Source organism: Companilactobacillus nantensis DSM 16982 (assembly GCF_001435815.1).
GTDB lineage: Bacteria > Bacillota > Bacilli > Lactobacillales > Lactobacillaceae > Companilactobacillus > Companilactobacillus nantensis.
The window spans coordinates 1-15,278 of record NZ_AZFV01000042.1 but is presented as its reverse complement, the minus strand read 5'-3'; the positions used below and the strand labels follow the sequence as shown (position 1 = coordinate 15,278).

The window sequence follows — 15,278 nt, the reverse complement described above, 5'->3', positions numbered from 1 at the left end:
CTTGACTAAGGGTAGAAAAAGGCCCCATCTGAATAAAAATCAGATGGAGCCTTTTTTTGCTAGAAACAGAATATTTATCCTACTTCAGCTAATTGATTCAATTTTCTTAATCGGTGATTGATCCCAGATTTAGAAATTGGTCCACTTGGAACCATATCGCCTAATTCCTTTAAAGAAACTTCCGGATTTTCCAAACGTAAAACGGCAATTTCACGTAATTTATCAGGAAGTGAATCTAAACCAACAGTTGCCTGCAAATGCTTAATGTTTTCAATTTGACGTTCAGCCGCAGCCACAGTCTTATTGATATTGGCATTTTCGCAGTTAACTAAACGGTTAACGGAGTTTCTCATATCACGCACGATTCTGATATCTTCAAACTTCAACATCGAATTAGTTGCACCGATAACTTGTAAAAAGTCAGCAATTTTTTCAGCTTCCTTCAAGTAAACGATATAACCATTCCGACGTTTAGTTGTTCTGGCATTCAAATGGAAATAATTCATCATCTGGGCAATGCCTTCATTATGATTTTCATATAATGAATAAATTTCCAAATGATAACGTGAAGTCTCAGGATTGTTAACACTTCCGGTTGCCAAAAAGGCTCCACGAAGATATGAACGCATCCGTTGATCTTCATTTAAAACTTCTTCTGGTACATCAGTATTGATTGACAAGCCAGATTCATCCAAAATATCAAGATCAGTTAAAACTTTGTTAGTATCATGTTTTAACCGAACCAAATACTGATTATTCTTCTTCAATTTCATCTTTTTACGCACAAGTAATTCTGATTCCATACCATACTTTTGCTTGATCAAAGAAAAAATTCTTCTGGCAATTGCAGCGTTCTCAGTTTGTGCGGTTAAGACGAAGTGATGATTTTGTAAGCTTAATGAGCCATTCATTCGTAATAAAGCTGCCAATTCAACACGGGCATGCTCGGGATGAACCACCAATTTTGTGAGTTCTTGTTTGACCTCACTTGCATAAGAAACCACTAACGTCTCACCTCATTCTTTCTATTTCCTGATTGCAACGAAAGATTAATTATCTCCTTTGCAACCTTTTCTCCATCGTGGAATGCACCCTTATCATGGAGTGATAAGAAGTCATCTTGGATAACTTTGCATCCCATATTTCTCAAACTACCGAAATCAGTCTTAACTTGATTGACATACTCGTCATATTTTTTATGATCCATATATCCATCAGGTATCTTACGTGTATTGACTAACACGGTATCAATAAAGTTACCACCTAAGTGGCGATTTAAAACACGGACATGATCAGCATCAGTAAAACCTTCTGTTTCACCGATTTGTGTCATGATATTACAAATATAAACGACTTCTGCTGAAGTTTGTCTGACAGCTTCACCAATGTCGCTAATCATCAAGTTAGGCAAGATACTTGTGAATAAACTACCAGGTCCTAAAACAACAACATCAGCTTGCATAATTGAAGCAATAACTGAAATAACTGACTTGGGTTCTTCATCTGGATTATCTGAATTTGTAACCCAAACTCGTTTAACATGTTTACCAGAGTGCGTAATTTCATGCTCCCCGGCCAATTTAGTTCCATCAGTAAATTCAGCGTGCAACGTCAATTTTGTATTGCTAGCTGGATAAACGTGACCATCAACTTGCATCATTTTAGATAGTTCTTGTACGGCGTCAAAAATATTAGGTGACATTTCCGTTAAAGCAGCGATGATGAGATTTCCAATCGCATGACCAGAGAAGAAATCATCATTAGTCTTAAAACGATATTGGAAAACATCTAAATCTACTTTTGGTAAATCTGAAAGTGATGCTAAAACATTTCGAATATCCCCAGGAGGGACAACGTTAATATAATCACGAATGATACCAGATGATCCCCCATCATCAGCTACGGTAACAATTGCGGTAATGTTAGCATCCATGTTTCTTAAACTATTTAATACAACTGGTAAACCAGTACCCCCACCTATAACTACAACTCTTGGACGACGTCCTTTAACAACCCGAACTATCCTATTTGTTGCCATGTTCGATTACCTTCTTTTGCGATTTTTCCATGTCACGATGAGTAATGTCAACGTAGTACTTCTTCTTTAGATCAGTACCAAGTCGTTGGGCAATAGCCACAGAGCGGTGTTGACCACCTGTACAACCAATTGCAATCGTTAAACTCGTTTTCCCTTCTTTTTCATAACCGGGAACAATGTCTTTCATTAAATCATAAAATTTATTATAAAAATTCTGAGTTTCTGCATCATCCATGACATAATCATAAACGGGTTTATCCATACCAGTTTGTGTTTTCAACTCTTTGATATAAAATGGATTTCTTAAAAAACGAACATCCATTACGATATCTGCATCAATAGGCAAACCGTACTTAAAACCAAATGACATAACCTCAATATGGAACGTTGGAACAACTGAACTTTCTTGGAAATTAGCAAAAATTTCTTCACGAAGTTGGCGTGGTGTTAAATCAGTCGTATCAATTTCAACTGAAGCACGACCCTTAATCTCAGCTAACAGCTCTCTTTCCTTTTCAATACCATCTAAAAGACGGCCTTCCATGGCTAAGGGATGACTCCGACGAGTTTCCTTGTAACGTGAAACTAACTCTTCATCTGAAGCATTCAAAAATAGAATCTTCATATCAACCTTTTGATGTTTTTCTTGTTCATCCTCATCCATTTTAGAAAGCATTGAGAAAATTTCATCATAAAAGGCACGTGAACGAATATCTACCACAAGTGCGACTTTTTTAATTTTGCCAGATTCATGAACTAACTCCCAAAATTTAGGAAGCAAGTTAGGTGGCATATTATCAATACAAAAATATCCCAAATCTTCAAAGGACTGCATTGCAACAGTTTTACCAGCGCCACTCATACCAGTAACGATGACCAAACTAAGCATATCTTCTGCCATATTGCACCTCACATTCGCATATAAGCATAACACAACGTCCCGGGCGTGTCAGTCTTAGTATTTCAAAATCACAAAATAAATGTTCCTAAATTTTAATTATTCTCTTAATTCCGTCAAAATCACTCTTGCCATATCAGCATGATATTCATATCCTAAATCTTCAAACATAGTAATTGCTTTAGTAGCTTTTGCAAAGCCCTCGTTATCTCCTTCTATCATTTGGATAACCGCCACAAAAAAGAAATAATAATTACGATAAAACATTTGATCCGGTTTTTTTGTAAAATCATTTAACGTCACTAATAAGTCTTTGGCCTCTTCTTTTTTTTCGGAAAAAATCAATTTATTAACTGCATCAATCAGTAAAACGCAAATATCACCTTTACCACTTTCAAAATTCTTATATTGATTGATATTATTCAAAAGCAACTTAAAATACTGCGTCATATCAAAAATATCAACTAAGTCAATGACACCACTAAAAAAGCGAAAATCTTCAATCGTCCATGCTTGAATCTTTCTAAGTAAATTTTGAATCTCTTCTCGTACCTGTGGTCCAATCGTATCACCAACAACTCTACCGGTAGAAGAATAATGAGATAATTGCTCAATACGAAAATCAATTTGCAGCGTTCTCCCTAAAAGCTGTTCACTATTAGGATATTTGGTTAGATATTCGTCTTCAAAATCCCGTAGTGCTTGCATATTAGTATCGTTTCCGACAGTCGTTAAGTTATCATAAAACCAAGCAGTTTCACTGGTCTGATAGTCTCGATGGATGAAAAGAAATTCGTCCACTTCCATAGGAAAACGATTAAGAATTTTTAACAATAAATAAAATGAAATATCGTGTAATCCTTTTTCAAATTGTATGGCGTACGACTTCGATAAGATATCATCATACAATTCATTTTGTTTAATCCCTTTATTCATACGGATAGTTCTCACTGTTTCACCAAAATTTTGCAAACAATCATCTCCTGTCTTTTCCAGGTACTAAATATGATACTTTTTTATAATCTATATCTATGTGCTGATATACTCCATTTACTTAATTTTAAAAAAAAAATTAAGTAAACACAAAAAATAGCCTACTGACTACTAACTCAAAGGAGCAACGATTATGAGGACAATTGAGGACGCAAAAATTAAAACTGGTAATATTCTTTTAGGAGCACTATTCCTATGTGGTGGTTTTACACTACTATCATTATTCTCTTGGGCATGGTGGGGTCTTTTCGCAGGTGGACTTGTCGCTTGGGCCATAGTTTTTAAGAAAGATTCGTTATTTGCTTTTACTCTGCCCAAACATATTTGGATGATTTTGTTAGGGTTTCTGGGATACATGGCTTTATCAATTAGCGTAGGTTACTTAGCCTTATCCTTTGGATTGCCTTGGGCCGTTAATCCTGTAGCTGGACATCTAGGCAACATGATTTTAAAAATCCCCTTCATGTTGATGGGAGAAGAATTACTGGGGATTGGCATTCTAGAAACTGCTAGAAATAAAGGCTTATCATTAACGTCCAGTACCTTCTTAAGTGCCTTAATTTTTGGAATGATGCACATCTTTGTATATTGGGATGGTTCCTTAGTATCTACATTACTTCATGTCTTATTATTGCAAGGAGTCGCTCGACTCATTTTTAACTACGTTTACTTAAAAACCAATCGCAGTATCTGGGGATCATGGATTTCACACCTATTAGTCGATTTCGTAAGTCTAGGCTTATAGTCCTCTTGCTCTAACAATTCGAAATATAAATAAAAAAGCAAATTAACCAAAATAGTTGAGAAATAGAGTTCTTCCTCAACTTTGGTTATAGGGCATGATATTAAAATAAGAGTGGATAAATTCAAATGAAATTTATCTACTCTTTTTTATATTATTCTTAATTTACAATGATTTAGATTTTAATTATATTCAACTAAAAACAACTAATACACTAGCCTCTGGGTGCAAGAAATGTTGGCAGCAGTGCAGGTGGCGTTAGAGCTTTAGCTCTTACACCACGGGACGAGTTTTGAAATTCGCGTTCTTTGCGAAGTTCAAAATCGAGGCTCGAGACCGCATTTTGGCTCGAACCGGTCCCCACAGCGCCAACATTTATTGCACCCAGAGGCGGCCCTAACCAAATTTAAGAAAGAACCGAAATAGCAACACATAAGAATATTTTTTATCTCCATAATGCGCTAAAATTAAACCTATTGGGGAGGTTTACAATATGGAGACAGTTTTTCTCATACTCTTATTACTTGCGGCCGTAGTAGTCGCCAACATTGTTTCATGGAGATTCGATAACATTCCAATTGCTTTCATTCAAATTGCAGCTGGGCTAGTTTTATCTTTCATACCTATTTACAAACATTTCGAACTGGAACCCGAGGTATTTTTACTAGTCATTATCTCAGTTTTGATGTTCAACGATGGGCAGAACACCAGTCTATCTAGGCTGACTCATCAATTCGGTACTACCTTTTCATTGTCAGTCGAACTAGCAATTATTTCTATTCTGATTGTTGGATTCACGACTCACCTGATTATTCCTAGCATGCCGCTAGCTTTAACATTTGCGTTAGGAGCAATCATTACACCAACTGATGCCGTGGCTGTTAGTTCCATCACTAGTAATATGCTCGTTCCTAAAGAAGTTATGGGTACACTGGAAAATGAATCGCTCTTTAACGATGCTTCCGGTATTGTTGCCTTGAATTTAGCAATTGCTGCCGCCGTTACTGGGCAATTCTCAGTAATGGATGGTATCGGAAATTTCGTCTACGTATTCTTTGGTGGTATTCTCGTAGGTGGAATTCTTGGAGCTATCATTGTGGCAATTCGTTTACGCCTGATCAATATGCACGTTGATACACCTTCTGTCATGGTTCCATTCACCTTGTTAACACCATTCGTTGTTTATTTAATTGCTGAAGCTATTGGTGTTTCGGGAATTTTAGCTGTTGTTGTTACTGGTTTAATTCACGGTATTCAACAAAATCGTTTGCGTCTCACAAGTTCTCGTTTGCAAATTGTGATGAACAGTACATGGCAAGTCGTTTCGAGTATTTTAAATGGGATTGTTTTTGTATTGCTAGGACTGTCATTACCAAGTGTCATCATTAATTTGCATAAACACGACACTAGTTCTGTTTTTATACTATTAGGTGTAGGTATCTTGCTCTACTTAATCATGACGGTACTACGCTATCTCTGGACCAATTGGGACTTTGCACGCATTCGTGCCTGGGACCGCAAAGAAAAGCACGCTAACAGCATTGTAATGGCATATAGTGGAGTCCACGGGACTATTACATTGGCTATGGCCTTTTCACTTCCTTTGACACTTAATGGACAGCCGTTCCCTTATCGCACCGATATTATCTTCGTCGCAACGGTTGTCATTTTAACTAGTTTGATAGTTCCGACATTGGCCTTACCATTATTATTGCCCAAAGCAGTTTCCAAGTATTCTGAAGAGGAATTAGCGAAAGCCAAAGGTCAAATGGTTGATGATGCTATCGTCTCAATTCAAACTCGTCATGAAAAAAACACCAGCACCAGTCAAGTTATTAATATTTTAGATGGTCAAAGAACGATTGAAGGACACATTGATAAAGCCAAATTAAATATTATCTTTGATAACTGTTTCGAATTGGAACAACAAACTATTTTGGAAATGTTAAAAAACGAGGAAATAACGCCTTTAAATGCCAATCTATACATGCGTGTTGCCCGTAGAACCATCATTCAGTATCAGCAAAGCGCTTGGCAAAGATTTATTTTAGTCGTTCGTTTTGGCATTTTAGAAAAATTTTCACCTAGTAAAGAAGCTCGAAGAAGACGCAAAATTTTCCACCAAATGAAGCATCAACAAGCTGATAATCGTGCTGATATGATTGCTAAAAATAAGAAGATGTGGCGTCAAATGGCTGTCACTGAAAAGAAACCATTTGAGAAAGTCACTAGCTATCTTAATCAAAGTCTAGTTAACGATAAAGAAAAAAGTCGTGAGATAAATCTCGTTCGTCGAGCCTATGATGAACGTCACCGTCGTTTAACACGTACTTTCAACGAGAACGAAAACTTCGAAAATGATCAAAATGAACTTTTAATTGAAGCTTTCCAACAAGAAAATACTTATATCCAATCAAAAGTTGCTACCAAAGAATTCAGCACTGAATTAGGTAGTGCTTTATACGAACAAATTTCAACTGATCAATTAGTTTATTTACAATCATTGAATGAAGAATAATAAATTTGATAACAAAACAGGCAAAACCTCATCAAGCGGTTTTGCCTTTTCATTTGTTATTATTTCTTTTCAGCAGCCTTAGTTCGCTCTGTATCACGTTCCAAAACTGGCTTCAAATATTGACCAGTGTAACTTTCTTTAACTTCAGCAATCTGTTCCGGCGTTCCAGTACCAACAATCGTACCACCGCCTTCACCACCTTCTGGTCCTAAGTCGATCAACCAGTCAGCGGATTTAACAACATCTAAGTTATGCTCAATTACTAAAACAGTATTTCCTTCATCAACTAGTCGTTGCAAGACTTCTAATAAACGTTTGATATCATCAGTATGCAATCCAGTTGTTGGTTCATCCAAGATATAGAAATTCTTACCATTGGACTTCTTGTACAATTCAGAAGCTAGCTTCATCCGTTGAGCTTCACCACCAGATAATTGCGTAGCTGATTGTCCAAGTGAAACGTAACCCAAACCAACGTCAACGATTGTTTGAAGTTTCCGTTTAATCTTAGGAATATTACTAAAGAATTCGAGTGCTTCCTTCACCTTCATATCAAGGACTTGGGCAATATTCTTACCCTTGTAAGTTACCTCTAAAGTTTCGGAATTGTAACGAGTTCCATGACAAACTTCACAAGGTACGTAAACATCAGGTAAGAAATTCATTTCAATCTTAATAATTCCATCACCATGACAGTTTTCACAGCGGCCACCCTTAACATTAAATGAGAAACGGCCCTTCTTGTAACCACGTAGCTTGGCCTCATTTGTTTGTGCAAAAAGATCACGTACATCATCGAAAACGCCCGTATATGTGGCTGGATTACTTCGTGGTGTTCGTCCAATTGGACTTTGATCAATCGCAATCATCTTTTCGAGATTTTCATAACCAGTAATTTTCTTGTACTTACCAGGTTTTTCAGAATTATGATTCATCTTTTGAGCTAATGCTCGTTTCAAAATCATATTAACTAAGGTCGATTTACCAGAGCCTGAAACACCAGTCACAACAGTAAACTTACCCAGTGGAAACTTCACATTGAGATTCTTCAAGTTGTTTTCAGCAGCACCGAAAACCTCAACGTTTTCACCATTCCCCTTACGACGTTCAAGCGGAACTGGGACAAACTTTTTACCAGCCAAATATTGACCAGTTAAGGACTTAGGATTCTTTTCCACTTGTTTTGGTGTGCCAGCAGCTACGATTTGACCACCAGCTTCACCCGCACCTGGGCCGACATCAATCAAATAATCGGCAGCACGCATTGTGTCTTCGTCGTGTTCTACAACAATTAAAGTATTGCCAAGGTCACGCATCTTCTTTAGTGAACTGATCAAACGATCATTATCACGTTGGTGCAATCCAATTGATGGTTCATCCAAAATATACATGACACCTGATAAGTTTGAACCAATTTGGGTAGCCAAACGGATTCGTTGAGCTTCGCCACCGGATAGAGTTCCAGCTGAACGTGAAAGTGACAAGTATTCCAAACCAACATTGATTAAGAAACTCAAACGATCCTTAACTTCTTTCAAGATTGGTTGAGCAATAACAGTATTTTGTTCACCTAAAGTAACTTCCTTGAAGAATGGAAGTTCATCTTTAATTGACATATCAGAAACTTCAGCAATATCTTTGCCACTAATTTTGACAGCCAATGCTTGACGGTTAAGTCTCTTACCGTGACAAACTGGACATTTCAATTCAGTCATATACTTACGCATTACTTCACGTGTAAAGTCACTGTTAGTTTCATGATAACGACGATTAATATTAGGGATTACGCCTTCAAAAGGAACATCAACATCACGCACGCTACCAAAATCATTCTCATAATGGAAATGGAATGTCTTACCATCAGAACCGTTCAAGACAATATCTTGATCCTTTTGTGGTAATTTTTCGAATGGTGTATCCATATCAATCTTAAATTCTTTAGCAGCTTGAGCTAACATTTCAGGATAGTACTGCGAACTGATTGGATTCCAAGGAATGATTGCTCCCTCAGCTAAAGTCTTACTTGGGTCAGGAATAACTAGGTCCATATCGACTTCTAGTTTCATACCTAAACCATCACAGTTATCACAAGCACCAAATGGAGCATTAAATGAGAATAAACGTGGTTCTAATTCTCCCACTGTGAAACCACAAATTGGACAAGCATTCTTTTCTGAGAAAACCATCATATCTTGACCAATAACATCAACATTCATATAACCGTCAGATAAGCGTAAAGCTGCTTCAACAGAATCGAATAAACGTGATTTGATATGGTCATTGATTACAATACGGTCAACAACAACATCAATATCATGCTTTTTATTCTTATCTAATTCGATATCTTCACCGATATCACGAACTTCACCGTCAACTCTAATTCTGACATAACCTTGCTTTTTAATTTGTGCCAAGGCTTTTTTATGTTGACCACGTTTTGCACGGACAACTGGTGATAACACTTGAAGCTTCGTACCATCTTCTAATTTCAAGATAGCGTCAACCATTTGTTGAGCTGATTGACTTGTAATCTTTGTGCCATCATTTGGACAAATTGGTGTCCCAACACGTGCCCAAAGCAAACGTAGGTAATCGTTGATTTCTGTAACGGTGCCAACAGTTGAACGAGGATTTTTTGAAGTCGTTTTTTGATCAATTGAAATAGCTGGACTCAATCCATCGATTGAATCGACATCTGGCTTATCCATTTGACCTAAAAATTGACGAGCATATGAGGACAAACTTTCAACATAACGTCGTTGTCCTTCAGCATAAAGTGTATCGAATGCTAACGAACTCTTTCCTGAACCAGACAAACCAGTCATAACAACTAATTTATCTCGAGGAATCGTTACATCGATATTCTTTAAGTTGTGAGCACGTGCTCCATGAATAACAATTTTATCATTTAACATATTTATTTCATTTCCGCCTTTAATTCCAAAATCGAATCACGCAAGTTAGCAGCGGCTTCGAAATCAAGTTTCTTAGCTGCATTTTCCATTTGTTCCTTCAAGTTAGCAAGAAGTTCTTTTTGTTCCTTCTTTGTCATATCCTTAAAGTCGATATCATCATTGATCTTTTCAGTTTCAGATGAAGTATTATCAACCTTCTGGAACATCGTAATAGCATCTCTGATTGGTTTAACAATCGTAGTTGGCGTGATTCCATGTTCCTCGTTGAATTTCATTTGAATCTTACGACGACGAGCAGTTGCATCAATGGCACCCTTCATTGAGTCAGTTACCGAATCAGCATACATGATAACTTTACCATGTTCATTACGAGATGCCCGTCCAATAATTTGAACTAATGAACGTTCAGCACGCAAGAAACCTTCCTTATCGGCGTCCAAAATAGCAATCAAAGAAACTTCAGGTACATCAATTCCCTCACGCAATAAATTGATTCCGATTAAAACATCGAACTTACCCAAACGTAAATCACGAATAATCTTCGTTCGCTCCAAGGTCTTAATATCACTGTGGAGATAACGAACTTTAATCCCCATATCTTTGAAGTAATCCGTTAAATCTTCTGCCATCTTTTTAGTCAAAGTCGTAACAAAGACACGCTCATGTTTAGCCACACGATCATTAATTTCTCCAACTAAATCATCGATTTGACCCATGATTGGCCGAACCTCGATTTTCGGATCAAGTAAACCAGTTGGACGAATAATTTGTTCTGCTTTGTGATCAGTTCTTTCCAGTTCATAAGGACCAGGTGTTGCTGAAACATAAAGGATTCTTTTAACATGCTTTTCAAACTCATCCAATTTCAAAGGACGGTTATCTAAGGCACTTGGTAAACGGAATCCATAATCAACTAATTGTTGCTTTCTAGCACGGTCACCATTATACATACCACGAACTTGTGGCATTGTAACATGGGATTCATCAATCATAATATTGAAATCATCGGGGAAGAAATCGAGCAAAGTAAATGGTGGTTCACCTTCAGCTCGGCCTTCCATATGACGAGAATAATTTTCAATCCCAGAGGTATAACCCATTTCACGCATCATTTCGATATCGTATTCAGTCCGTTGCTTAATTCGTTGTGCCTCAAGCAATTTACCTTCTTTGGTAAACTTGGCAACTTGAACGTCCATTTCATCTTTGATGCGATCAAGTGCTTGATCCATCTTGGAGTCACTGATCATAAAGTGAGTTGCTGGGAAAATTCCGATATGATCCATTGAACCTTTAACTTCACCAGTCAAAGCATCCATTTCAATGATTCGATCAATTTCATCGCCAAAAAATTCCACACGAATAGCATTATCATCACGTGAAGCTGGGAAGATATCCACAACATCGCCACGAACACGAAATCTACCACGTTGGAAATCAATATCGTTTCGTTCAAATTGATTTTCGACTAATTCTTCTAATAGTTTATCACGTGCCATTTCTTGACCCACACGTAGAGAAATGATGCTATCAGCGTATTCTCTAGGATCACCCAAACCGAAGATACAAGAAACTGAGGCGACAACAATTACATCGTTTCGCTCTAAAAGTGAACTAGTAGCCGAGTGACGTAACTTATCAATTTCATCATTAATACTTGAATCCTTTTCGATATACGTATCACTTGAAGGCACATAAGCCTCGGGTTGATAGTAATCATAATAACTAACAAAATATTCAACCGCATTATTAGGGAAAAATTCTTTCATTTCACCATATAATTGACCAGCTAAAGTTTTATTGTGCGAGATGATTAACGTTGGTTTATTCAAATCTTTAATGACATTTGCCATCGTAAAGGTTTTACCAGTACCAGTTGCACCTTCCAAGATGACCTCTTTGTCACCAGCTTTGAAATCTTTTGTGATCGTATCAATCGCTTGTGCTTGGTCTCCAGCAGGAGCGTATTTTGAAACTAAATCAAATTTATTATCAGTAATTCTATCTATCACGGACTCACTTACCCCCTCTTTAAGCTAAAAAATACATCTAATTTGACATGAATTAGATGTAATTAATACCGGCTTATTTCGCTGGCTCTATATTACCATAGCGAACATATTTTCGCCATATTTTTACTTAGTTGTGATGTTTGTTAAGTATGCCGCCCCAGGGAGCAAGAAATTTAGGCTGCTGTGGGGACCGACCTGAGCCAAGGTCTCAGGTCTCGATTTTGAACTTCGCAAAGTACGCGAATTTCAAAACCCGTCCCGTGGTGTAGGCGCTAAAGCGCCAACGCCACCTTCACTGCTGCCTAAATTCTTGATCCCTGAGGCTAGGTAATTATTTATTTCAAGTGTACTAGCTTAATATTGAATATCCATCCCTATTTTGAATAAAAGATTGCTTCCGTTGATTGGCGATATTATTTTTGATTTAAACAATCTTTCAAAAGAAACCAAGCAACATCATACGTACTTATTTTTCTGCCGTTAAACGTGGCAACATCAAAAAAATTGCCAAGCCTATCAAAAATAAAATGCTCAACGATGCGGCTCCGATTGTTGATTTACCGGTGGCTTGTGTCACAATACCAACTAAAACTGGTCCCATGACTGCTGAGAATTTTCCTAAAATATTATAAAATCCGAAAAATTCACTACCTGATTCTTTTGGTATCAACTTACCAAAATATGACCGACTCAATGATTGGATACCACCCTGACTTGTTCCGACTAGAACTGCTAGGATCCAAAAGTCGACTGTGGTTTTCAAATTTAAAGCATATAGACAAATCCCAAAGTACAAAATAATTGCTAATAAAATACCTTTTCTAGCTGAAAAACGATTGGCAATCCAGCCGTACAATATTGAAAATGGGAATGCTACTAATTGAACAACTAATAAAACAATCATTAATGTCGTCGTTGTAATTCCCATATCCATTCCAATCGACGTTGCCATCGTAAAAATTGTGTCGACACCATCAATATAAAAGAAATAGGCTACTAAGAACCATGCAGCAGCTTTATATTTCCGCAAATGTGTCACCGTTGCCCAAACTCGTTTAAAACTTGAAGTTACCGGATGCTTATTTTCTGGCAACGAGTAAACTTGTTGAACATTTTTTAATAACGGAATAAAGAAAATAATCCACCATAACGCCGCTAACAAGAAACTAAAACGTGCAACTCCATAACTACTCAACATACCAAATCCGCTTGTTACCTGTAAAACCAAGAACAGCATGAATGCTAAAACGCCGCCTAAATAGCCATAGGCATAGCCATTCGATGACAGAGAATCCATTTTAGCATTATCAGTTACATCAGTTAAGAAACTATCATAAAAAAGATTTCCACCTGAATAACCAATTATCGACAGGATATACACAACCAGTAATAACTGCCACTGTGTCGGTGGTAAAATCGCCAATCCTAAGGTCATAATTATTCCTAAAAATGAAAAAGTACTCAACAACCGTTTCTTATGATGTGGATAATCAGCTAATGCACCAAGAACTGGTGCCAGAATTGATACGATTAACGTCCCAAAACTATTCGCATAACCCCAATAAGCAGTAGCATTCGCCTGTGTAACGCCAGCATTTTGTGCAACCGACTTAAAATAAACTGGCAAAACGGCAGTCGTAACAATAATCCCATAGCCAGAATTGGCCCAATCATAAAAGATCCAACTCCATTGCTTTTTATTAAATCCCATAAACTCCCTCAATTCTAAATAAACACATCATCGATTGACGTACCTGCCAGCGGTTCAGGAAATTCTAATCCTAACAACTTGGCAAACGTTGGTGCTTCATCAACTAAATCAGCCGCTTCCACGGTATTATTTTGTTTAATCATTGGTCCATTAAAAATTAACGTCGTCTTATAACCAGGTTTTCCTGGATCATAACCATGAACACCTTTATAACGATCGGCATCCCCCATCATTTCAGGCAATACCTTTTCCACAACACTGGCACGATCACTTTCGTCAGTGAAATAATAACCAGTCTTTGCCTCAACCATTAAAGTACAGTCAGGATCAGCTCCACGTTGAGCTGCTTCATGACCATCATAAATTTTTTCAACACCTTCAACGCCAGAAATTAAATCACGCAATCGTTCCAGCTGATTAAAATCACGTGTATAAATATATGTACTTCCATCACAAGTCTTAGCCATAACGTTCCAATCCTTCTTAAAGGTTTGGTCAGGACGAGCTGTTAGCCACCCGCGCTTGGCAAATAAAGTATTCAAATGAATCATCTTATCAACGTTAATTTGATAATGATCACCTAAGATAACAAAATTAGTATCAGCGAATGTTCCGGCGGCTTTTGTTGCGTTAATAACCTGTGCAACGTGATTATCTAGACGATGTAAAGCTTCCAGTGCTTCATCAGAACGAACGCCATAACGGTGACGCATACTGTCCATGTCAACCAAGTGTAAGAGCGTTAAATTAGGCTTTTTCCGCTTAATTGTATCGACAGTACAAGCTGTAATAAAATCGTCAAGTTCAGGTTGTTTGATGCCGTTACGAAGCTTTCCATACATCTGGTTCATTTCCAAGATGAATAAAGGCGAACTAGCTCGCAATGAAACTAACACTTGATTCGTCCAAATACGATTTGGAAAAATCTCAGCCAAGTTATAAGTAATCTTACTACCAGCCGTAACTGGCCATAAGAACGCAGCCGTAGTTAACCCCTGTTTACGTGCTAAATCATATAACGTTGGCGACTTAACATCCTTTTGATACCAAAACCAATCTGGCGATTGGCGCTCTGGTTGAATTTTCGTATTATTAACAATTCCATGAACATTAGGATATTGTCCAGTAATAATGGTTGTATGTGATGGATAGGTCAATGTTGGATAAATCCCCTTAACCTCTTTGACCCAAGTTCCACTATTAACTAATTTATTTAATGTAGGTAATTCACTTTGATGTTCATCAATATCTCGAAATCCTAAAGAATCGAGTGAAATGATGACTAAATGTTGATTTGTCGGCAATTTAGCTCCCCTCTTTCCACAAACTACATGCAAATATTATATCGCAGTTGGAAAACTCATGTAATTTTGCCCAAAATATAAAGACAAAAGTTTAATTTTGATTCTTTTTTAGTTTACTTATCGTGTTGTGCTAGTTAAATATGCCAC

Annotated in this window: 10 protein-coding genes; 2 read left to right on the top strand and 8 right to left on the bottom strand. The window is 37.3% G+C overall.

Going from position 1 to position 15,278, the window contains the following annotated elements:
* Positions 1-74 precede the first annotated feature (74 nt).
* The 4 genes from whiA to FD31_RS12670 form a co-directional block, all read right to left on the bottom strand.
* Complete coding sequence (gene whiA, locus FD31_RS12685) at positions 75-1,004, bottom strand: DNA-binding protein WhiA (RefSeq protein WP_057893154.1); 930 nt, start codon at positions 1,002-1,004, stop codon at positions 75-77.
* Positions 1,004-2,038, bottom strand: a complete 1,035-nt coding sequence (locus FD31_RS12680; RefSeq protein ID WP_057893153.1) for a gluconeogenesis factor YvcK family protein — start codon at positions 2,036-2,038, stop codon at positions 1,004-1,006. Before FD31_RS12680 ends, whiA begins: the two co-directional genes overlap by 1 nt.
* Positions 2,025-2,939, bottom strand: a complete 915-nt coding sequence (rapZ, locus tag FD31_RS12675; protein ID WP_057893152.1) for an RNase adapter RapZ — start codon at positions 2,937-2,939, stop codon at positions 2,025-2,027. Before rapZ ends, FD31_RS12680 begins: the two co-directional genes overlap by 14 nt.
* A 96-nt stretch (positions 2,940-3,035) precedes the next feature.
* Complete coding sequence (locus FD31_RS12670; protein WP_057893151.1) at positions 3,036-3,908, bottom strand: helix-turn-helix domain-containing protein; 873 nt, start codon at positions 3,906-3,908, stop codon at positions 3,036-3,038.
* Between the two features lie 154 nt (positions 3,909-4,062).
* On the opposite strand from FD31_RS12670, the gene FD31_RS12665 reads away from it, so the two are divergent.
* A complete protein-coding gene (locus FD31_RS12665) occupies positions 4,063-4,674 on the top strand; it encodes a CPBP family glutamic-type intramembrane protease (RefSeq protein ID WP_057893150.1) in 612 nt (203 codons plus the stop codon).
* Between the two features lie 490 nt (positions 4,675-5,164).
* Positions 5,165-7,189: a Na+/H+ antiporter gene (locus tag FD31_RS12660; protein WP_057893149.1), complete on the top strand. Its 2,025-nt coding sequence runs from the start codon at positions 5,165-5,167 to the stop codon at positions 7,187-7,189.
* A 59-nt stretch (positions 7,190-7,248) separates the two neighbouring features.
* Here FD31_RS12660 and uvrA read toward each other — a convergent pair whose 3' ends face one another.
* From uvrA to FD31_RS12640, 4 genes are all read right to left on the bottom strand, one after another.
* Positions 7,249-10,104 (bottom strand): excinuclease ABC subunit UvrA, encoded by a 2,856-nt coding sequence (gene uvrA, locus FD31_RS12655; protein WP_057893148.1) that lies wholly within the window; start codon positions 10,102-10,104, stop codon positions 7,249-7,251.
* A gap of 2 nt (positions 10,105-10,106) precedes the next feature.
* Positions 10,107-12,116: an excinuclease ABC subunit UvrB gene (uvrB, locus tag FD31_RS12650; RefSeq protein ID WP_057893147.1), complete on the bottom strand. Its 2,010-nt coding sequence runs from the start codon at positions 12,114-12,116 to the stop codon at positions 10,107-10,109.
* A gap of 466 nt (positions 12,117-12,582) precedes the next feature.
* On the bottom strand, positions 12,583-13,827 hold the full coding sequence (locus FD31_RS12645) for an MFS transporter (RefSeq protein WP_057893146.1): 1,245 nt from the start codon (positions 13,825-13,827) through the stop codon (positions 12,583-12,585).
* 14 nt (positions 13,828-13,841) lie between these two features.
* Positions 13,842-15,131, bottom strand: a complete 1,290-nt coding sequence (locus FD31_RS12640; RefSeq protein WP_057893145.1) for an alkaline phosphatase family protein — start codon at positions 15,129-15,131, stop codon at positions 13,842-13,844.
* Between the last annotated feature and the right edge of the window lie 147 nt (positions 15,132-15,278).